Source organism: Gemmatimonadota bacterium (assembly GCA_040882465.1).
GTDB lineage: Bacteria > Gemmatimonadota > Gemmatimonadetes > Longimicrobiales > Gaopeijiaceae > JBBEBG01.
The window spans coordinates 35377-54788 of the sequence record JBBEBG010000018.1 but is presented as its reverse complement, the minus strand read 5'-3'; the positions used below and the strand labels follow the sequence as shown (position 1 = coordinate 54788).

The 19412-nt window shown below is 67.0% G+C and carries 17 protein-coding genes; 11 read left to right on the top strand and 6 right to left on the bottom strand.

All coding sequences use genetic code 11. From position 1 onward, the window contains the following. Nucleotides 1-18: 18 nt before the first annotated feature. The 5 genes from WEG36_05590 to trpC all read right to left on the bottom strand — a co-directional run bounded on the left by WEG36_05590 (nucleotide 19) and on the right by trpC (nucleotide 6128). Nucleotides 19-1467, bottom strand: coding sequence for an HD domain-containing phosphohydrolase (locus WEG36_05590; GenBank protein MEX1257073.1), 1449 nt, complete (start codon nucleotides 1465-1467; stop codon nucleotides 19-21). Continuing rightward, a complete protein-coding gene (locus WEG36_05585; GenBank protein ID MEX1257072.1) occupies nucleotides 1460-3238 on the bottom strand; it encodes a HEAT repeat domain-containing protein in 1779 nt (592 codons plus the stop codon). Before WEG36_05585 ends, WEG36_05590 begins: the two co-directional genes overlap by 8 nt. Before the next feature lie 135 nt (nucleotides 3239-3373). Continuing rightward, nucleotides 3374-4603 carry a tryptophan synthase subunit beta gene (trpB, locus tag WEG36_05580; GenBank protein ID MEX1257071.1) on the bottom strand — a complete coding sequence of 410 codons (1230 nt, stop codon included), beginning with the start codon at nucleotides 4601-4603 and terminating at the stop codon, nucleotides 3374-3376. A 14-nt stretch (nucleotides 4604-4617) separates the two neighbouring features. After that, nucleotides 4618-5265, bottom strand: coding sequence for a phosphoribosylanthranilate isomerase (locus WEG36_05575; protein ID MEX1257070.1), 648 nt, complete (start codon nucleotides 5263-5265; stop codon nucleotides 4618-4620). A gap of 11 nt (nucleotides 5266-5276) precedes the next feature. Next, entirely contained in the window at nucleotides 5277-6128 is an 852-nt protein-coding gene (gene trpC / locus WEG36_05570; protein MEX1257069.1) for an indole-3-glycerol phosphate synthase TrpC, read from the bottom strand. A gap of 126 nt (nucleotides 6129-6254) precedes the next feature. Here trpC and lexA point away from each other — a divergent pair, with 126 nt between their 5' ends. Further along, nucleotides 6255-6863 carry a transcriptional repressor LexA gene (lexA, locus tag WEG36_05565; protein MEX1257068.1) on the top strand — a complete coding sequence of 203 codons (609 nt, stop codon included), beginning with the start codon at nucleotides 6255-6257 and terminating at the stop codon, nucleotides 6861-6863. A gap of 307 nt (nucleotides 6864-7170) precedes the next feature. Here lexA and trpD read toward each other — a convergent pair whose 3' ends face one another. Beyond that, nucleotides 7171-8202 (bottom strand): anthranilate phosphoribosyltransferase, encoded by a 1032-nt coding sequence (gene trpD / locus WEG36_05560; protein MEX1257067.1) that lies wholly within the window; start codon nucleotides 8200-8202, stop codon nucleotides 7171-7173. 148 nt (nucleotides 8203-8350) lie between these two features. Between trpD and truA the strand changes: the two genes are divergently transcribed. From truA to purF, 10 genes are read left to right on the top strand one after another with little or no spacing between them, the layout of a single operon-like run. After that, entirely contained in the window at nucleotides 8351-9175 is an 825-nt protein-coding gene (gene truA, locus WEG36_05555; protein ID MEX1257066.1) for a tRNA pseudouridine(38-40) synthase TruA, read from the top strand. Then, nucleotides 9172-9828: a fructose-6-phosphate aldolase gene (gene fsa / locus WEG36_05550; GenBank protein MEX1257065.1), complete on the top strand. Its 657-nt coding sequence runs from the start codon at nucleotides 9172-9174 to the stop codon at nucleotides 9826-9828. The genes truA and fsa overlap by 4 nt, the downstream gene beginning before the upstream one ends. Before the next feature lie 27 nt (nucleotides 9829-9855). Further along, complete coding sequence (locus WEG36_05545; protein MEX1257064.1) at nucleotides 9856-11328, top strand: trypsin-like peptidase domain-containing protein; 1473 nt, start codon at nucleotides 9856-9858, stop codon at nucleotides 11326-11328. Nucleotides 11329-11367: 39 nt separating this feature from the next. Next, nucleotides 11368-12816 (top strand): adenylosuccinate lyase, encoded by a 1449-nt coding sequence (gene purB, locus WEG36_05540; protein ID MEX1257063.1) that lies wholly within the window; start codon nucleotides 11368-11370, stop codon nucleotides 12814-12816. Then, on the top strand, nucleotides 12803-13783 hold the full coding sequence (locus WEG36_05535; protein ID MEX1257062.1) for a phosphoribosylaminoimidazolesuccinocarboxamide synthase: 981 nt from the start codon (nucleotides 12803-12805) through the stop codon (nucleotides 13781-13783). Before purB ends, WEG36_05535 begins: the two co-directional genes overlap by 14 nt. After that, nucleotides 13780-14679: a CDP-diacylglycerol--serine O-phosphatidyltransferase gene (pssA, locus tag WEG36_05530; protein ID MEX1257061.1), complete on the top strand. Its 900-nt coding sequence runs from the start codon at nucleotides 13780-13782 to the stop codon at nucleotides 14677-14679. The genes WEG36_05535 and pssA overlap by 4 nt, the downstream gene beginning before the upstream one ends. A 26-nt stretch (nucleotides 14680-14705) precedes the next feature. Then, entirely contained in the window at nucleotides 14706-14984 is a 279-nt protein-coding gene (purS, locus tag WEG36_05525; protein ID MEX1257060.1) for a phosphoribosylformylglycinamidine synthase subunit PurS, read from the top strand. Beyond that, nucleotides 14981-15682: a phosphoribosylformylglycinamidine synthase subunit PurQ gene (gene purQ / locus WEG36_05520; protein MEX1257059.1), complete on the top strand. Its 702-nt coding sequence runs from the start codon at nucleotides 14981-14983 to the stop codon at nucleotides 15680-15682. The genes purS and purQ overlap by 4 nt, the downstream gene beginning before the upstream one ends. Continuing rightward, nucleotides 15679-17946, top strand: a complete 2268-nt coding sequence (gene purL / locus WEG36_05515) for a phosphoribosylformylglycinamidine synthase subunit PurL (protein ID MEX1257058.1) — start codon at nucleotides 15679-15681, stop codon at nucleotides 17944-17946. Before purQ ends, purL begins: the two co-directional genes overlap by 4 nt. Beyond that, nucleotides 17943-19409, top strand: coding sequence for an amidophosphoribosyltransferase (gene purF / locus WEG36_05510; protein ID MEX1257057.1), 1467 nt, complete (start codon nucleotides 17943-17945; stop codon nucleotides 19407-19409). Before purL ends, purF begins: the two co-directional genes overlap by 4 nt. Nucleotides 19410-19412 lie beyond the last annotated feature (3 nt).

The window sequence follows — 19412 nt, the reverse complement described above, 5'->3', positions numbered from 1 at the left end:
GGATCTCGCATGAGGACGTCAGGTCACGTAGGCGGCGACGTTGATTTGATACCGGTTCGGATCCGCCGTCTTGATGACGGTCCGCTTCAACTCTCCGGTAACCGGGTCCACCTCGTCGAGGCTGACGACGCGAGGCTCCGGGAGGGGCATCCCCATCGAGTCCGCCAGGATCTTCACCTCAGGCTGGTGGGGCCGGTCCGGGTTCACATTTGCCCGCGTGACCACGGCGAGCTCGAAGGTATCGAGAATCACGAGCGTTCCCACCGGATAGACGCCGGTCGCCGTCATCAGGGCCTTCACGAGAAGCTGATCGAAGCCGCGATCCGGATTGTCCCGCATCTCTTTGAGAACTGCATCCGGCGTCCAGGGCTTGTACTGGTAACTCCGGACGGACGTCCCCGCGTCGAAACCGTCCGCCACCGCCACGATGCGCGAAAAGAGCCCGATCTCTCGGGGACGGCGGACCGGGGGGTACCCGCTCAGATCGGTCTTCATGTGGTGTTCGTAGGCGACGAGCATCTGCCGGTACGGAATATCCGGAAATCCGTGCATCTGAAAGATGGCGATCAGCCCTTCCGTGGGATGCTCCTTCAGGATCTCCCACTCCGCGTTCGTGAGCTCCGCCTGCTTGTTGATCACCTCGCCGCTGATCCGGGACTTTCCCACATCGTGGACCAGAGCCGCGAGCCCAAGTTCGTAGAGCTGTGACTTTTCCAGCTCGAGCCGCTGGCCGATCACGACCGAGAAGATGCAAACGTTCACCGAATGTGTGAAGGTGTATTCGTCGAACTCGCGAAGTGTGGTCATTGCGAGAATCGACGGCTCGTCCGAGATCACCTGATCCACGATCCCCTGCACCGCGCGCTTCACCCTTCCGACGTTCACCGCCCTCCCCATGCGCACGTCGGAGAGGGCGTCTCGGGCCGCCTGGACCGAATAGGCGTAGGTCCGCTTAGCCCCTTCCATCGCCTCACCCTTGAGGTCGAGGAGGGGAGCGTCCCGCTCGGAGTTGACCGAAATGTGTTCGACGGGCGTTCCGGCGAAACGGTCAGCGAAGCCGCTGAAGGGATCGGCCTCGTCCGGACTTCTGAGGAAGAGGGAGAGGAAGGGAGCCCATTCCCGGCTTTGGACCCTTCCGTCCACGACGATCTCTCCGACGCCATGGCTCCGGAGCGCAAGCGCGAAGGATCCGAAAGTGGAGAAGTTGCGCAGATCGAGGCGGAGCCGGGTTTCGTTCAGGAAGAAGAAGTCGCCCATCATCCGCACTTCGATCGTCCCCATCCGTTCGAGCGCGATGGTTACGAGTCCGTGCAGCTCCAAGAGCGCCTGCTGGACCACGTCGTTTTCGAGGGGATAGAGCTTGAGCGCCCGCATCGCTCCGTACATCGCCGCGAGGAGCTTCCGCCCCTCGTCCTGAGGAGAGACCGTAGCCGCGACCGTCCCCTTCCCGTTCGACTCCCTATCCATCACCGCCCCCCTCGCCCCGAATCGCGCGCCCAGCGGCGCTTCGCACCACGGGATCGTCATCCGACCGTGCGGTCTCGAGCGCGGCGCGCGCCATGGGTGTGCCGACCTTCCCCAGCCCGAGCGCGGCGCCCGCCCGCACTTCGGAGGACTCCCGCCTTCCGAGGAACCCCTTCCCGTTGAGGATGCCGTTCAGGTAGGTGACGGCTTCTTCGCCGCCGAGACGGCCATAGGCCTCGAAGAAGGCGACCTTTTCGCTCACGTCGGCGGCCTTGAGCTCCTTCCCCTCGAGGATTTTGCGAAGCTCGCGGGCCGCGGGCGGATAACCGGTTCCACCGAGCACGCGCGCGGCCGCGATGCGGAGGTCGCGGTTCTTTTCGCGCAGGAGGCGAAGGAGCGCACCCGCGATGAGAGGCGAGCGAAGTTGTGCCGCGACTTCCAGCGCGGCAAGCCGGACATCCGTCGGGGCTCGGTCGATGAGAGAAGCGAGCGCCGAGGCGGCCTCCTCCATCTGCAGTTGTCCCGCGAGGCGAACCGCCCCGAGCACGACCGTCGGATCGGGCGAGTCGAAGAGCCGGACCACGGCCTCCCGATTCGCATCGGCAATGCCCCGCATCGCCTCGCGGAGGACGTGGCGCCCGGCTTCGGTGGGAGCCGACTCCACGCCGGCCACGAGCGACTCGAGGGCGGCCGGCCCGAGGCATTGGAGGAGCTCCCCGAGCTCCGCGGCGTCCGCCCGGACGGAGCCCTCCTGGAGCGCCCGGAGAATTTCCGCGACGACTTCCGGGGAAGAGAGGTCCTCGATCAGCTGTGCCGTGGCCGACTTCGCCTCGGGGCCGAGCACGGCAGTGCCCGTCGCGATCTTGCGAATCTCCCTGACCACGATCGCCGCGGGGAGGACCGCCCCGCGACTCAGGAAATTCGGGAGAACCGTTCGTAGAAGTTCCACGATCTCCGACTGGCGAGCCGGCTGAGTCGGATCCTCGAGTGCATCGAGAAGGGCGTGGACCACATCCGTCCGCAGGTCCCGCTCCATTTCCTTTCTCACGGCCTCCTGGAGGTGCCTCTTCTCTTCCTCGTCGAAGGCATAGAGGGTGGGGTTGAAGTCCTCCGTGCGGACCACGCCCGGCGTTCCGCCGCCGCCACCGCCTCCCTCCGGGGAATCCGCCAATTCGCCGGCCGCGGGAGCTTCCGAGGCCTCCGAGCGGATTTCCTGCGCCGCCTGAGCGAGGCGGCCCGCGCCAGCGGACGGAATTTTATCGGGGTCCAGGAGATCCGCCCCCTCGATCCCGAGCTCGACGGCCGAGTGGGTGACGTGCTGAAGGCCGAGGTCCCAAAGAATCGTGACCAGGTCTTCGCCCTCGTCCCGCTGGCTCTTCGCCCGCTGGAGGGCACCGAGGAGGAGATGGATCTCGTCCTCCACGCCCCGGAAAAAAGTCAGGTCGCGAATGCCGTCGCGGTAAAAGATGAAGGAGAGGGAGTCCGCACGGTTCGGATTCCGATAAACCTCTTCACCGATCCAGATGAACCGGTCCTCCTGCACGAGGACCTGAATCTCGTCCCGCGATTCCCAGACCTTTTGGAAGGCGGCACGCAGTGCCGCGGCGAATCGGTGGGCCGCCGGATTTTGAGCGTCGTACAACTGAAAGGCCCGAAGCGTCTTCGTCAGGGTGAGGAAAACGTCGCGGACTTCTTCGAGGGGCAGCTCGCCCGCATCGTTCCAGTCGAGCCCAACCGGGGAGCCAGCAGGCGAAGGGGACCGCCCGGTCTCCATCAGGCCGCACTCCGGAGCGGATGTTTGTCAAAGTAGTGCGGCACGAGAGTAGTCCGTGGTCTGTGCGGGCCAGCGTGCGACCTGTAGATCACCAGCAAGGGTCGGGCCGGGCCAATTCCCGCCGACCCGGATCGGCTAAAGGAGGGCGCCGCGACCCTCGAGCCGGGCGACATGCGCCACATCCTTGTCTCCGCGTCCACTCAGGCAGAGGATCGCCGGACCGTCGCCGACTTCGGTCCGGCCGTCCCCCAAAAGGTAGGCGACCGCGTGCGCCGTCTCCAGCGCGGGAATGATCCCCTCGAGCCTCGAAAGGCGATGAAACGCCTCGAGCGCCGCTCGATCCTCGACCGAAACGTAACGGGCGCGCCCCGTTTCCTTCAGAAACGAATGTTCGGGACCGACACCTGGATAGTCCAGCCCCGCCGAGATCGAGTGTGCCGGCGAGATCTGGCCATCCTCGTCCTGGAGGAGATACGAGAGAGACCCGTGCAAAACGCCCGGAACTCCCGCAGCGAGCGAGGCCGAGTGATGGCCGGAAGCGAGTCCCTCGCCCGCCGCTTCGACGCCGACGAGTTCGACCCCGGGATCGTTCACGAAGGCGTGGAAGATTCCCATCGCGTTCGACCCGCCCCCGACACAGGCGACGACGGCAGAGGGGAGGCGCCCTTCGACGGCCAGGATCTGCTCTCGCGCCTCGCCGCCGATGACGGACTGGAAGTCGCGCACGATGCGCGGGAAGGGGGCCGGACCCACGACCGACCCGATGATGTAGTGCGTCGTGGTCACGTTCGTGACCCAGTCGCGAATCGCCTCGTTCGTGGCGTCCTTGAGCGTCCGCGTCCCCGAGTCCACCGGCCGCACTTCGGCCCCGAGGAGCTCCATCCGGAAAACGTTCAGCGCTTGGCGCTCGACGTCCTCGGCACCCATGTAGACGACACACTCGAGATCGAAGAGGGCACAGGCGGTGGCCGTCGCTACGCCATGTTGCCCCGCGCCCGTCTCGGCGATGATGCGTCGTTTTCCCATGCGACGGGAGAGAAGGGCCTGCCCGATCGTGTTGTTGATCTTGTGGGCGCCCGTGTGATTCAGGTCCTCCCGCTTGAGGTAGATGGGACCCCATCCTGCCTCCGCTTCGAGGCGGCGCGCACGCGTCAGGGGCGAAGGTCGCCCGACGAAGTCGCGCAGGAGCCCGTCGAGCTCTTCTCGGAAGGCGGGGTCGCTCTGGGACGCCGCGTACGCTTCCTCGAGTTCGTCGAGGGCCGCGATCAACGTCTCGGGGACGTAACGACCGCCGAACCGGCCAAAGCTGCGGTCCCGACGCTCGCGAGAAGCGAGCGGAGCTGAGCGTGACGAACTCTCGGGCATCCTGGCTGGGCGTGTCAGATGGAACGGGTCGCTTCGCGCGCGCGCCGCACGAAGTCACGGACTTTCCCCGGATCTTTGATCCCGGGGCTCGCCTCGACACCGGAGCTCACGTCCACGAGATCGGGGGCCAGGCGACGCACGACCTCGGCCACATTTTCAGGCGAAAGCCCGCCCGCGGCGCCGATCCGGAGCCCGGAGCGCACCTCCGCATCGAGCGCCATCGCCTCCTCCCAGGGGAAGGGGGTTCCCGATCCTCCCAACGCCGAGGGGTGCCATCCGTCGAGGAGAAGGAGATCGGCCACCTCACCGAACCACGCAAGGCCCGCGATCACGTCCGCCCGGGTGCGGACCCTGACCGCTTTCCAGAGTTCCCAACTTCCGCGGGCGCGGAGCTCGGCCAGATCTTGGGGAGAGGCCTCCCCATGAACCTGAATGACGGCGGCACCCGCGGTCTCGGCCGCTTCGGCGACGACCTCGGGATCCAGGTCCCCGGTGACGATCACGAGCGGGATCGTGACGGCCGAGGAAAGCTCTCGCGCGCGCTCAGGCGACACCACACGAGGGGAATCCGAAACGAGGACGGCCCCGATGTACGAAGCCCCCGCGTCCTGGGCGAGGATGGCGTCCTCCGGACGGGTCAGGCCGCAGATCTTCACCTTCATTCCAGGCGGCCTCACGGGACCGTGCGCATCGCGACGGGGATCCCGACGAGCTCCCTCGCCGCGGCCCCGGGGTCCGGGGCCCGAAGAAGGGACTCTCCCACGAGCACTGCATGTACACCCCGCGCCCCGAGCCGTCGCACGTCGTCCGAGGTGCGAATTCCACTCTCTGAGACGAGGACAATCCCTTCGGGAACCCGCTCGAGGAGGTCCAGAGTCGTCTCGAGCCGCGTCGTGAAGTTCCTGAGGTCGCGATTGTTGATTCCGACGAGCGAAGCCCCGGAAGCGAGAGCGCGTTCGAGCTCTTCGCCGTCGTGCGCCTCGACGAGAACCGCCATTCCAAGCCCCTCGGCCAGAAGGCGGAGCTCGCGGAGCTCCCGGTCATCGAGGATACGTACGATCAGAAGGATCGCGTCGGCCCCCGCCGCGCGCGCCTCCCGAACCTGCACGGGAGCGAGGATGAAATCCTTCCGGAGAACCGGGAGGGCGACCGCGTTCCGCACGGAGGTGAGGTCCTCGAGAGACCCGCCGAAATACTCCCCGTCGGTCAACACGGAGATCGCGGCGGCCCCGGCCCCTTCGTAAGCACGTGCGATCTCGACAGGGTCCAACCCCGGCCGGATGGGCCCGGCTCCCGGCGAACGACGCTTCACCTCGGCGATGAGCGAGACGGCTCCCCGGCCAGCGATCGCGCCGGCAAAGTCCCGGGGCGGGGGCGCGGCGGCGGCGGGAGCACGGAGATCCTCCTCCCGCGCCGTGAGCTTCGCCACCTCCCCCCTCTTCGTCTCGACGATTCGCGTGAGGACGTCGTCCTCCTCTCCTCGCGGCTTTCGACCGGGGACGGGTTCCTCTTGCGTTTCGGGCAACCTTCGGGTATCCTCGTTCGGTTCTTATTCGGTTTAGGCCGCATCCCGGACGCAAACCGTGCGCTTCCGGGACGCCGGATCGGGCTCTCCCGACTCCGGCGCCGGCCTTCCAACCCGGAGAGATGAATGGCCCTGACCCGGCGGCAGAAGGGAATTCTCGATTACATCACCGGCTACATCGAAGATCATGGATACGCCCCGAGCTTCGAGGAGATCGCGGCCGCGTTCGACTACGCTTCGCTCGCGACCGTGCACGAGCACGTGAGCAATCTGGAACGAAAGGGCTACATCCGGAAGGCGTATAACCAGAGCCGTTCCATCGAAGTCGTCACGGCTTCCGGAAGTCCGGCGGGTGTCGAGCTCCCCCTTCTCGGGGAAGTCGCGGCGGGCCAGCCGATCGAGGCGATCGAAGACCGGGAGACGATCCTCGTCCCCCCCGATCTCCTTCGCAAGGGCGGAGAGAACTTCGTCCTGCGCGTCGTCGGAGACTCGATGATCGAAGAGCAGATCCGGGACGGCGACTACATCATCGTGAACAGTCGCCCCGTGGCCGAAGACGGGGAGATGGTGGTCGCCCTGGTAGACGGGGAGGCAGCCACCGTGAAAAAGCTCTACCGTGAGAAGGGAGGACAGATCCGACTCCAGCCGGCGAACGAACGGCTTCAGCCGATGTTCTTCCCTTCCGAGCGGGTGAAGATCCAGGGCGTCGTGGTTGGGGTGATTCGGCGATATTGAGGTAGGGATGACCCGGCGACCGTCGTCGGGATCGGACGAACCAGCGGGGTGGCGGGGAGGGGACGATGCGGATTGGATTCGTCGCGGGGCGGCTCGACCGAGCCGGCTCCAAATTGATCATCGCCCCGAGCGGCGCGCCGCGGGGCTTTCCGGGGCCTTGGCGGCTCGCGGCCGTGATCCGAATCTCGGACGCGGGAAGAACCGGAGACCCGGCTTCGGGCCCACCGACGGTCGAACGTGTGGCTCCCGACGACCGATGTCCCAAAATCGGATCGAACACCGGCCACGGCTCCGACCGGACGCACCACTAGGTCCCCGCCTCCTCGGCGGTCGCCTTTCGGAGGGCGTCCAGCGCGCGCTGCGCCGCTCCGGACTCCACCGACGCCCGTGCGCCGGCGACGCCCTCCTCGAACGACCGGACCGCATCGGCGACCAGGAGAGCTGCGGCCGCATTCAGAAGGGTGACCGAGAGCGCGCCGCCGCGCGTCTCCCCAGAGAGAATCTCGCCGATCGTCCGGGCGTTTTCCTCCGGAGTCCCGCCACGGATTTCGTCGGGCTTGGCGGGGGCGAGGCCCAGCTCCTCGGGGCGAATCGTGAATTCACGAACGGCACCCCCCGCGAGTTCGGCCACGCGAGTCTCGCCGAGGGGGCTCACCTCGTCCATCCCGGGCTCCCCATGCACGACCAGGGCATGCTCGTGCCCCAGCGCCCGAAGAGCCTGGACCACGAGCGTGATGAAGGCGGGATCGGCCACCCCCACGACCTGGCGCCGGACCCCCGCCGGGTTCGTGAGGGGCCCGAGAAGATTCATGATCGTCGGAATGCCCAACTCCTTGCGAACTGGTCCGACATGCCGCATCGCGGGGTGCAGGAGGGGGGCGAACATGAAGACGATCCCCGCCTTTTCGAGCACCCGGGACATCCCTTCCGGCGAAAGCGTGATCCGAACCCCGAGGGCCTCGAGAACGTCGGCGCTCCCGCTCCGTGAAGTGAAGGAGCGATTGCCGTGTTTCGCGATGCGCACTCCGGCCCCGGCCGCTACCAGCGCGGCCGCGGTGGAGATATTGAACGTCGTGAAACCTCCCCCGCCCGTCCCGCAGGTATCCACGAGCTCGCCCGGATTTCGCGCCAGGACCGGGATCATCGCGCTCCGGAGGGCACGCACCCCTCCGGCGACTTCGGAAGGCGCGTGCCCCTTGGTCCGCAGGGAAGCGAGGAGGGCGGCGATCTGCACGGGGGTCGCCTCGCCCCGCATGACGGTGCCGAAGGCCGACTCCGCCTCTTCGAGGGCGAGATCCTCCCCTTCCGTGACCCGAGCGATGAGCGCTCCGAGCTCCATTCCGATTCACATTTCGTGGAGGTCTCGGGGGCCGGGGATCCGGCCCGCCGGTCCAAGAGTTAGCCCTCTCCGGGATGGAGGTCAACCGGATCCCCGCACCTCCACGGGGCTGGCTTGACATCCCCCACCCCCCCTCTAGTTTTCCCGCGTGGCCGCCCCGGAACTTCGCCGTTACAGCCTCCTGATCCAGTACGACGGAACCAACTTCCAGGGGTGGCAGGCGCAGGCCGAAGGAAGGACGGTGCAGGGAGAGATCGAGAGAGTCCTCGCGCGAATCACCGGCGAACGGCGCGCCGTGCTCGGCTCCGGACGGACCGACCGGGGAGTACATGCCCTCGGGCAGGTGGCCTCGGTGGAGATTCCCGGTCGTTGGTCTGCGCGCAGGCTGCGGTCCGCGCTGAACGCGCTCCTCCCGCTGGACGTGCGGGTGTTCGAGGCACGGCGCGTCCCCGCGGCATTCCACCCGCGCTACGACGCCTCGTCTCGAAGCTACGAGTACCGAGTGGGGACGGGGCCGGAAGCCGGATCTCCTTTTCTCCGGCGGTGGTGTTGGGACGCCTCACGCGAACCGCCAGTCCGTGCGCTCCTCGAGGCGGGAGCGAGGCTGATTCCGGGGGAGCGGTCCTTTCGGAAGTTCGCGAAGAGTGGCCAGCCCGAACGCGGCGAGCGGTGCGACGTGCGCACTGCGCGATGGTCTACATGGAACGGGACCGGCCTTCGCTTTTCGATCACTGCGGACCGGTACCTGCATCATATGGTCCGTTACCTCGTGGGTACGATGGTGGCCGTCGCCCGGGGGCGGCGACCCCTCGGGGAGCTCGATGAGCTACTCTCCGAGCCCAACACGCCCCTCGTGACATCCCCTCCCGCGCCGCCGGAGGGACTATTTCTCGCCGGGGTCGAGTACCCGGCCGACCGGCTGGGAAACGATCCCGACCGAGACCCTTTGCCGAGAGACGAGTCCGCCCGATGAAGATCTTCCTCGACACCGCCGAAATTTCGGAGATCCGCCGGGCCTCCAAGGCAGGGCTCATCGACGGGATCACTACGAATCCGTCCCTCATGGCCCAGGTGGGCGGTGGGCGCTCCCCACGAGAGATCTTCCTCGAGATCTGTGAAGCCGTGGACGGACCGGTGTCCGCCGAGGTCGTCGCGATCGAGGCGGGCGGGATGGTCTCCGAAGGCCGAAAGCTTGCGGAGATCCACGAAAACATCGTCGTGAAGGTCCCTCTCACGGAGCAGGGGCTCCGGGCGTGCCGCACGCTGCGAGCGGAGGACATTGCCGTAAACGTCACCCTTTGCTTCTCGGCCGTTCAGGCGCTCCTGGCCGCGAAGGCGGGCGCAACCTACATCTCCCCCTTCGTGGGGCGTCTGGACGACGTCGGGCACGACGGAATGGCTCTCGTCGAGGAGATCCGCCAGGTCTACGATGAATACGATATCGAGACCGGGATTCTCGCCGCGTCGCTCCGCCATCCCCGCCACGTCGCGGAAGCCATGAGGCTGGGCGCGGACTGTGCAACTCTCCCGCCGAAAGTGCTGTATCAGCTTCTCGGACACCCGCTCACGGACCGGGGGCTCGAGCAGTTTCTGAAGGACTGGAAGGCTCTCGGGAAGGAACTGTAGCAGGTCGCGGAAAATCGGAGGCGTGTGATGATCTCACTCCCAATCCATCGAGCGGGACCCGCCCTCCTCCTCGGCGCTCTTGTTCTGGCCGGCTGCCGGGGTGGCGAGGAGCTGGCGGCCGGAGAAGCCCTGACCGCGGCGCCTCTTTCGGCGCCCGCGTTCCCCGCCGCTGTACAGATTCCGGCCCCCGAGGCCAATCGAGAGCTGGACCAAAGCCGGGAAACGGCGGTCGTCCGCGCGGCGGAACGGGTCTCCCAGGGGATCGTCGCAGTCAATGTCCTCAGGGCGGCGCAGGTCCGGGCGCGCGATCCATTCTTCGACTTTTTCTCTCCCTTCGGCCTTCCCTGGGGCACCACGACGACCCAGCTCGTACCCTCGCTCGGGTCGGGATTCGTGATCGACTCCGATGGGGTGATTCTCACCAACGACCACGTCGTTCGCGGCGCCGAGCGGATCCTCGTCTCCTTCCCCGACGGTCGCGACGTGGAGGCGGAGCTGGTGGGAAGCGATCAAGCTTCCGACGTCGCCGTTTTGCGTGTCCGATTGGACGGGCTCACTCCCGTCCCCCTCGGAAGCTCCGAGGACCTTCGGATCGGGGAATGGCTCATCGCCTTCGGGAACCCATTCGGCCACCTCCTCTCGAATCCCGAACCCTCCGTCACCGTCGGCGTGGCCTCCGCGCTCCACCGGCACATCGTCCCGACCGAAGGGGAGCGGGGGTCCTACCTGGGGATGATTCAGACCGATGCGGCGATCAATCCCGGCAATTCGGGAGGCCCCCTCGTGAACGCGGTGGGGGAAGTCATCGGGATGAACACCTCCATCTTTTCGCGGAGCGGGGGGAGTGAGGGAATGGGGTTCGCCGTGCCGATCGAGCGGGCGATCCGAATCGCGAACGACCTCCTGGAGCACGGGCGTGTTCGGCGCGCCTGGCTCGGCATTCGGGTGGAGCCCGAGGTCGCGGATGCCTTCGGACGCACGCGCGGCGTGCGGATCGCGCAGGTCTACGACGACTCGCCCGGATCCCGGGCCGGCGTCTCCCCGGGGGACCGGATCACTGAGGTGAATGGCCGCCGGCTCGTGACTCCCCTCGACTTCGAGGCTGCACTCCTCGATCTTCGTGCCGGCGAACCCGTCTCGGTGGCGGTGAACGGGAGCGCGGGCCCCCTGAGGATGACTGCGGACGAAGTCCCCACTTTCGGGGCTCGGCGGGTGAGGGTCCTGGGAGAAATGGAAGTCGTCACCGTGACGGATGCGATCCGGGGCGAACGCGGGATCGTGAGCCAGGGAGGCGCACTCGTGATGGGGATACGGCCCGCGCAACAGGGCGCCCTGGGCCTCGTCGAGGGGGATGTGATCATCGGGCTGAACAACCGGCGGATCCCGAGCGCCGAGGACCTCTCCGCGCTGCTCGCGCAGATCCCGGCCGGCGCGCGCGCCTTCCTCACCTTTGAACGAAACGGGGAGTTCGGTGAGCAGCCCTTCATCCTGGGTCGGTAGGCAATCCCCGGCGGCCCGGCCGGCGGGCGCGGAACGCACGTGACCGAACGCGAGGCCGGCCGCTACCTCCACCCCCTCGCCGACCGGTATGCGTCCCGCGAGATGCAGTCGGTCTTCTCCCCCGAGCGCCGCATCGGAGTCTGGCGGCGCCTCTGGCTCGCCCTCGCCGAGTCGCAGCGCGAGCTGGGACTCGCGATCTCGCCTGAGGCACTGGAAGAGATGCGGGCCGGCCTCGATGACATAGACCTTTCGAAGGCCGCCGAATACGAGCGCCGCTTCCGCCACGACGTGATGGCGCACGTTCACCTCTTCGGCGATGTCGCGCCCTCCGCCCGCCCGATCCTCCACCTCGGCGCCACTTCGGCCTACGTCGGCGACAACGCCGACCTGATTCTCCACCGGGAGGCGCTCACCCTGGTCCGGGCTCGGGCCGTCCGCACCATCCGCGCCCTCGCCTCTTTCGCGAAGGAGCACCGCGCCCTTCCGACGCTCGGGTACACGCACTTCCAGCCCGCGCAGCCCACGACGGTCGGCAAGCGTGCGACGCTCTGGATCCAGGACCTCCTCCTCGACATCGAGGAAATTGATTTTCGCCTCGCCATGCTCCGGTTCCGGGGCGTCCGCGGGACGACCGGGACACAGGCCTCTTTCCTCGAGCTCTTCCACGGAAGCCACGAGAAGGTGGAGGCCCTCGAGCGGTTGGTCTCGGAGCGGATGGGCTTCACGCAGTCCTACGGCGCCAGCGGCCAAACCTACCCGCGGAAAGTGGACGCGGGGATCGCGGGAACGCTTGCCGGGACGGCGATCTCTCTCTCCAAGTTCGGACACGACCTCCGCCTTCTCGCGCACCTCCGGGAGGTCGAAGAGCCCTTCGAGGAGGAGCAGATCGGCTCCTCCGCCATGCCCTACAAGCGGAATCCGATGCGCGCGGAGCGGATTTGCGCGCTCGCGCGCCACGTCATCTCCCTCTACCAGGACCCGGCGACGACGGCGGCGACGCAGTGGCTCGAGCGCACGCTCGATGACTCGGCCAATCGGCGCCTCTCCATTCCGGACGCGTTTCTCACTCTCGACGGCGCGCTCGTTCTCGCCGAAAATGTCGCGGGGGGGCTGCGCGTCCACTCCGAAGTCGTACGCAAGAACCTGCGCGAGGAGCTCCCCTTCATGGCCACCGAGGCGCTTCTCATGCGCGGGGTGGAGGGAGGCGGAGATCGCCAGGATCTGCACGAACGGATCCGCCAGCACGCCTTCGCGGCGGCAGAGCGAATCAAGGGGGGCGGCGAGTCCGACCTCGTCGAGCGGCTCGCGGGAGACGACGCCTTCGGGATGGACCGGCGCGCGCTGGAAGAGCTCCTCGAGCCGGCGCGCTTCGTCGGGAGAGCCCCCGAGCAGGTGGACCACTTCCTCGAGAGTTGGGTCGCACCGGTCCTGGCGCGCCTCACGGACGAAGCGGACTCACTTCTTGGAGTTCCGGATGTCCGGGTCTGAGCTGGCGGGAATGCCGCCCGCCCTCCTTGATTCGGCGCTCCCTCTCCCCCTCATCCACCGGGGGAAGGTTCGCGAGATGTACGAGGCCGGCCCTGACCTCTTGCTCATGGTGGCCTCCGACCGCGTCTCCGCCTTCGACGTGGTCATGCGCCAGCCGATTCCGCGAAAGGGCGAAGTGCTCACGCTGCTCACCGCGTGGTGGCTCGACCGGATGCGCGGCCTCGTCCCCCACCATGTCGTGGCCGCGCGCCCCGAGGAGATCCTCGTCCGCGTCCCCGCCCTCGCGGAGCTCCCGGAGGGACGCCACCGGTGGGAGCGGCGCTCCCTCCTGGTCCGGAGGGCGCGTCCCCTCCCGATCGAGTGCGTGGTCCGGGGATACCTCGCCGGCTCGGCGTGGGCCGAGTACCGGAAGAGCGGGACGCTTGCGGGCGAACCCCTTCCCGCGAGGCTAGTGCAGAGCCAGCGCCTCGATCCTCCGATTTTTTCGCCCGCGACGAAAGCCGATGAAGGGCACGACGAAAACATCACCTTCGACGAGGTGGCATCCCGGATCGGGCCCGACATGGCCGGCCGCCTTCGGTCCGATGCCTTCCGGATCTACGAATTCGCCCGCGACGCGGCGGCCGAGCGCGGCATCCTTCTGGCCGATACGAAGTTCGAGTTCGGGGTCACGCCGGAGGGCGAGCTCCTCCTCATCGACGAAGTCCTCACCCCGGATTCGTCCCGTTACTGGCCGGCTTCGGAGTGGAAACCGGGGAGCTCCCCCCCGTCCCTCGACAAGCAGCCGATCCGGGATTGGCTCGACGCCCTCGCGGACTGGGACCGAACTCCACCGCCTCCCGACCTCACGGACGAAGTCGTCGCGGCCGCGACCGAGCGTTACCTGGAGATCTTTCGGCGGCTGACCGGGACCGACCTGGACCGATTCGACCCCCCATTCTTCAACGCTGAAGCGAGGGGGCAATGACGCCCGACAGTCCTGTGCCCAAGCGGAGGGCCGGTCTCCTCCGCAGCGTCATCATCCTTCCCTCCGCCTTCACGATCGGGAATCTCTTCTTCGGGATCTTCGCCATCGTCTCGGCCGGACGCGGAGACTTCCAGTGGGCAGCCTGGTGCATCGTCTTCGCCGCGATCCTCGACATGCTCGACGGAAGGATCGCCCGTTTCACCGCCACCGGAACCCGCTTCGGCGCCGAGCTCGACTCCCTCGTGGACGCCGTCACCTTCGGAGTCGCCCCGGCCTTCATCGCCTACGAGATCTACTTCGCCGACCAGGCGTGGGGCTGGCTCTTCTCCTTCAGCTACATCACCGCGGCGGTAGTTCGGCTCGCCCGCTTCAACATCGAGCAGGGGGGGCACGCGAAACGCAGCTTCCACGGGCTCCCCTCCCCGACCGCCGGGATGGTGCTCGCCACCGCCTATCCCTTTTTCACCGCTCCGGAGGTGGAACGACTGTTCGGCGGACCACCGTCGGCGCAGGTGGTCGGGATCCTCATGATCTGCCTGGCGCTCCTCATGTTGAGCCACGTGCCTTACCCACTCGTGCCGCGCCTCTCGATCCGGGGCGCTCGCGCCGCGTTGATCTGGATGATCCTCTCCGCCTTTGGAGTAGCCGCACTCGTCGTGCCCGAGTACGTCATCTTTCCCTTGTTGGGCACCTACACACTTTGGGGGGTAACCCGCGGCATGATCCTCGGGCTCATCGAACGGCTCCCCGACCAGGACCCACTCCTCGACGAAGAAGAGGAGGATGACGGCGGGGCGGAGATCCGGTCCGTGGACTACGGCGAGATCGCCCCGACCCGCTACCATTCCGACGACCCGCTCCCCCCCGAGGCAGATCTCCCTCGCCCCGGCGGCTGAGCGACCGACGAAAGAGGAAGACGGACTTGAGCCGATATCGGTTGGAAGTGCGCGTAAAACCTCGCCCAGGGCTCCTGGACCCCGAGGGAAAGGCCATCCACCACGCGCTCGAGTCTCTCGGGTATCCCGGGATCGAATCGGTTCGCGTGGGAAAGGTGATCGACCTGGATCTCACCGCCGGCCACGCCGAAGCCGCCGTCGAGCGCGGCCGGGAGATGTGCCGAAAGTTGCTCGCCAATCCGGTCACGGAAGACTTCGACATCACCGTCGTCTCGCAGGCGAATGGTGAAGGAGGACGAAAGTGAGGGTCGCGGTCCTCACCTTCCCCGGCTCCAACTGCGACGAAGACTGCTTCCGCGCGCTGGAGCAGGTCCCTGGGTTGGAGCCGGAGTTCGTCTGGCACCGCACGGCTGACCTTGGGGCCGTAGACGCGGTCGTCCTCCCGGGAGGATTCGCCCACGGCGATTACCTCCGCGCCGGCGCCATCGCACGATTTTCCCCCGTCATGCGCCCCGTGCAGGCCTTTGCGGAGGCCGGCGGTCCGGTGATCGGCATTTGCAACGGCTTTCAGGTCCTTTGCGAGACAGGGCTCCTCCCCGGGGCCTTTCTCCGGAACGACTCGCTCCGATTCCGCAGCCACCCGGTGCATATCCGCGTCGAAACGGTGAACACCCCCTTCACTTCGGCTTACCGGAAGGGACAGATCCTCAGGATTCCCATCGCGCACGGCGAAGGAAACTACTTCGCGGACTCCGAGACCCTCGCCCAACTCGAAGGGGAGGACCGCGTGGTTTTTCGTTACACGACTCCGGACGGCGGGCTCGGTCCGGGCTCGAATCCCAACGGGTCCTGCCACAACATCGCGGGGATCCTGAACGCGTCTCGAAACGTCCTCGGATTGATGCCCCACCCGGAACGGGCCATGGAGGATGCGCTCGGCTCCTCCGACGGCCGCGGCGTCTTTGAATCGCTCGCGCGGCACCTGGCGGGCGTTGCCGGATGACGCTCGCGCTGGCCCGCCGCGAAGGCGACCCCGAGATCACCTCCGAGTTGGTGCGTACGCACGGCCTCTCGGAAGAGGAATACCAACGGATTCTGGGAATCCTGGGACGCGAACCGACCTTCACCGAACTCGGGATCTTCTCCGCGATGTGGTCCGAACATTGTGGATACAAGAACTCGAAACGCCTCCTCCGGCTTCTCCCCACCGAGGCGCCCTGGGTCATCCAGGGTCCGGGCGAAAACGCCGGGGTCATCGAACTCGGGGACGGCCTCGCACTCGCCTTCAAGATCGAGTCGCACAACCATCCGTCCGCTGTGGAACCGTACCAGGGCGCCGCAACCGGGGTCGGCGGGATCCTCCGCGACATCTTCACCATGGGCGCGCGCCCCGTCGCGGTGCTGGACTCGCTCCGCTTCGGCGATCTCGATTCCGCGCGGGTGCGTTACCTATTCTCGGGCGTCGTCCGCGGGATCGGGGACTACGGAAACTGCGTCGGGATTCCGAACATCGGCGGTGAGGTCTATTTCGACCGGGGATACGAAGCCAATCCGCTCGTGAACGCGATGTGTCTCGGCGTGATGCGCGCCGACGACATGATCCGCGGGACGGCGTCCGGGACGGGAAACACGCTGATGGCCGTGGGTGCCCGTACCGGCCGCGACGGAATCCACGGCGCCACCTTCGCATCCGGCGAGCTCTCCGAAGACTCGGACGAGGCTAGCCGGCCACGCGTCCAGGTGGGCGACCCTTTCACTGAAAAACTTCTCCTCGAAGCCTCCCTCGAGCTCATCGGAAGCGGCCATATCGTCGGGATCCAGGACATGGGCGCCGCGGGGCTCACCTCCTCGGCTTCGGAAATGGCCGGACGCGCGGGGAGCGGAGTCGAACTCGAGGTTTCGCTCGTCCCGGTCCGCGAGGAGGGAATGACGCCCTACGAGATCCTTCTCTCGGAGTCACAGGAACGGATGCTCGTCGTAGCCGAGAAAGGAAAGGAGGAAGAGGTTCGGAAGATCCTCGGGAAGTGGGAGCTCGAGGCGCAGGAGGTGGGACGGGTGACCGACGATGGACAATTCCGCATTCTGGAGCGGGGAAAGGTCGTCGCTGACATCCCCGCCCTCCCTCTCACGGAAGGGTGTCCCACCTACGAGCGGGAAGGGGTTGAGAGCGCAGAGATCCGCGCGCTCCGAGAAAAGGACCTTTCGCAGGTGCTCGCGCCGCACGGCGACCTCTCGGAGCGCTTCCTCGACTTGCTCGGGTCACCGAACGTCGCGTCGCGCCGCTGGATCTACGACCAATACGACACGACCGTCCGGACGAGCACCGTGGTCGCGCCGGGCGGGGACGCCGGCGTCATCCGATTCCGCGGGACGAAGCGGGGAGTCGCCGCCACGACCGACTGCAATGGTCGTTACTGTTACCTCGATCCGCGGCTGGGAGCGAAGGCCGCCGTGGCTGAGGCGGCCCGGAACCTGGCATGTGTCGGCGCCCTCCCGACCGCCGTCACGAACAACCTGAACTTCGGGAGCCCGCTCCGCCCCGAGATTTATTTCCAGCTCCGTGAGGCGGTCCTCGGGATGGCGGAGGCATGCGCCCTCTTCGAGACGCCCGTGACCGGCGGGAACGTCTCCCTTTACAACGAAACAGGGGGGCGGGCCATTTACCCGACACCGGTGATCGGGATGGTGGGCATCCTCGACGACGTCGCGAAGGTGGTGCGCCACGGATTTCAGGAAGTGGGCGACCGAATCGTCCTCCTCGGCGAAAATCTCGAAGAGATCGGAGGCTCCGAGTACCTCTACCGAACCGAGCGACTCGTGGCCGGCCACCCTCCGGCGGTCGACCTGGTGGCCGAGCGTCAGCTCCAGCGGACTCTCCTTTCGATCGCGGACCGAGGCCTCGCCCGCTCCGCCCACGACTGCTCGGAGGGCGGGCTCGCCTGTGCGCTGGCCGAGTGCGCGATCGGCGGATCTGGCGGCGCTTTGGGGTTCGACGTGGAGCTCGGGGACTCGATCGCACCTGTCGCTCTTTTCTTCGGCGAAACCCAGGGACGAGTGATCGTTTCCTGTGCTCAGGTAGACGCGGCGGCGCTCCTGGGGATCGCGTCGGAGCACGGAGTCCCCGCGCGGGAAATCGGCACGGTCGGATCCCAAGGGGGTACTATGAATCTTCGCTCTCCGCGCGGCTGGATCCGGGTGGAGGCCGACCAGGCGGTGCGAGTTCATGGGGAGGCCATTCCGAATTGGATGGAGAAGGACGCGACATGACCACGCCTCTCGGGCCGGCCCGTCCGGCCCGTTCCGAGGACATCCTCACCTCCTCGCTCGAGGAGCTTCCCCGCGAGGAGTGCGGCGTCTTCGGGATCAGTGGGGTGGACGGAGCCGCCGAGTTGACCTTCTTCGGCCTTTACGCGCTCCAGCATCGCGGCCAAGAATCCGCCGGGATTTGCACCGTGAATGGGAATGGCACGGCCCGGGTCCGGAAGGGGACGGGGCTGGTCGCGGACGTCTTTACCGCCGACGACCTGAACCAGCTCCCCGGACGGACTGGCGTTGGCCACGTGCGGTATTCGACAGCGGGAGGGAGCCGCCCGCAAAACGCGCAACCGATCGTCGTCCGGTACGCGCGAGGCGACCTCTCCATCGCGCACAACGGGAACCTCACGAACGCCCAGCTGCTCCGCGGCCGCCTCGTCGAAGAAGGGGCCCTATTCCAGAGCAGCTCGGACTCGGAGGTGATCGTCCACCTCATTTCACGGTCGAGGGAGACGACGGTGGATGCCCAGGTGCATGACGCGCTTTCTCAGCTCGAGGGCGCCTTCTCCATCGTCCTCTCGATCGGCGATGCTCTCTACGCGGCGCGCGATCCGCGCGGGTTCCGCCCGCTCGTGCTGGGGCGGAAAGAAGGCGGCCACGTCGTCGCATCCGAGAGCTGTGCTCTCGACATCATCGGCGCGGAGTTCATTCGCGACATCCGGCCGGGGGAAATCGTGCGGATCCGGGACGGCGTCGTGGAGTCGCAGAACGGGCTGACCCCAGAAACGCCCTCTCCCTGCGTCTTCGAGCTCGTTTATTTCGCCCGCCCCGACTCGAACTTCTGGGGCCTGAGCGTGGACCGCGCGCGGCGGGCCTTCGGCCAACGGCTCGCGCGCGAACAACCGGCCGACGCGGACTGCGTGATCTCGGTCCCTGACTCGGCGAACTCCGCAGCGCTCGGCTACGCCGAGGAGTCAGGGCTCCCCTTCGAGCTCGGGCTCCTTCGGAACCACTACGTCGGACGCACCTTCATCCGCCCGTTGCAGGCAGACCGCGACTTCGGGGCGCGCATCAAGTACAACCCCGTGAAGGAGATCGTCGAAGGGCGTCGCGTGGTGGTCGTGGACGATTCGCTCGTCCGGGGGACGACTTCCTCCTCCCTGGTGAAATTCCTGAAGGATGCGGGGGCCCGCGAGGTCCACTTCCGCATCGCGAGTCCGCCCGTACGATTCCCCTGTTTTTACGGAATCGACATGCCCTCGCGGGAAGAGCTGATCGGCGCGTCGAAGTCGGTGGAAGAGATCCGCGCGATTCTGGGCGTCAACTCCCTCGGATACCTCTCTCTCGAGGGCATGCTGAAGGCGGTCGAGAAGGTGGGTCCCTTCTGCGATGCCTGCTTCTCTGGAAACTATACGGCGCCCCTCGTAGACCTGGAAAAGGGGCTCACAGCAAATCACGTGCCGCCCGGCTGCTGACGG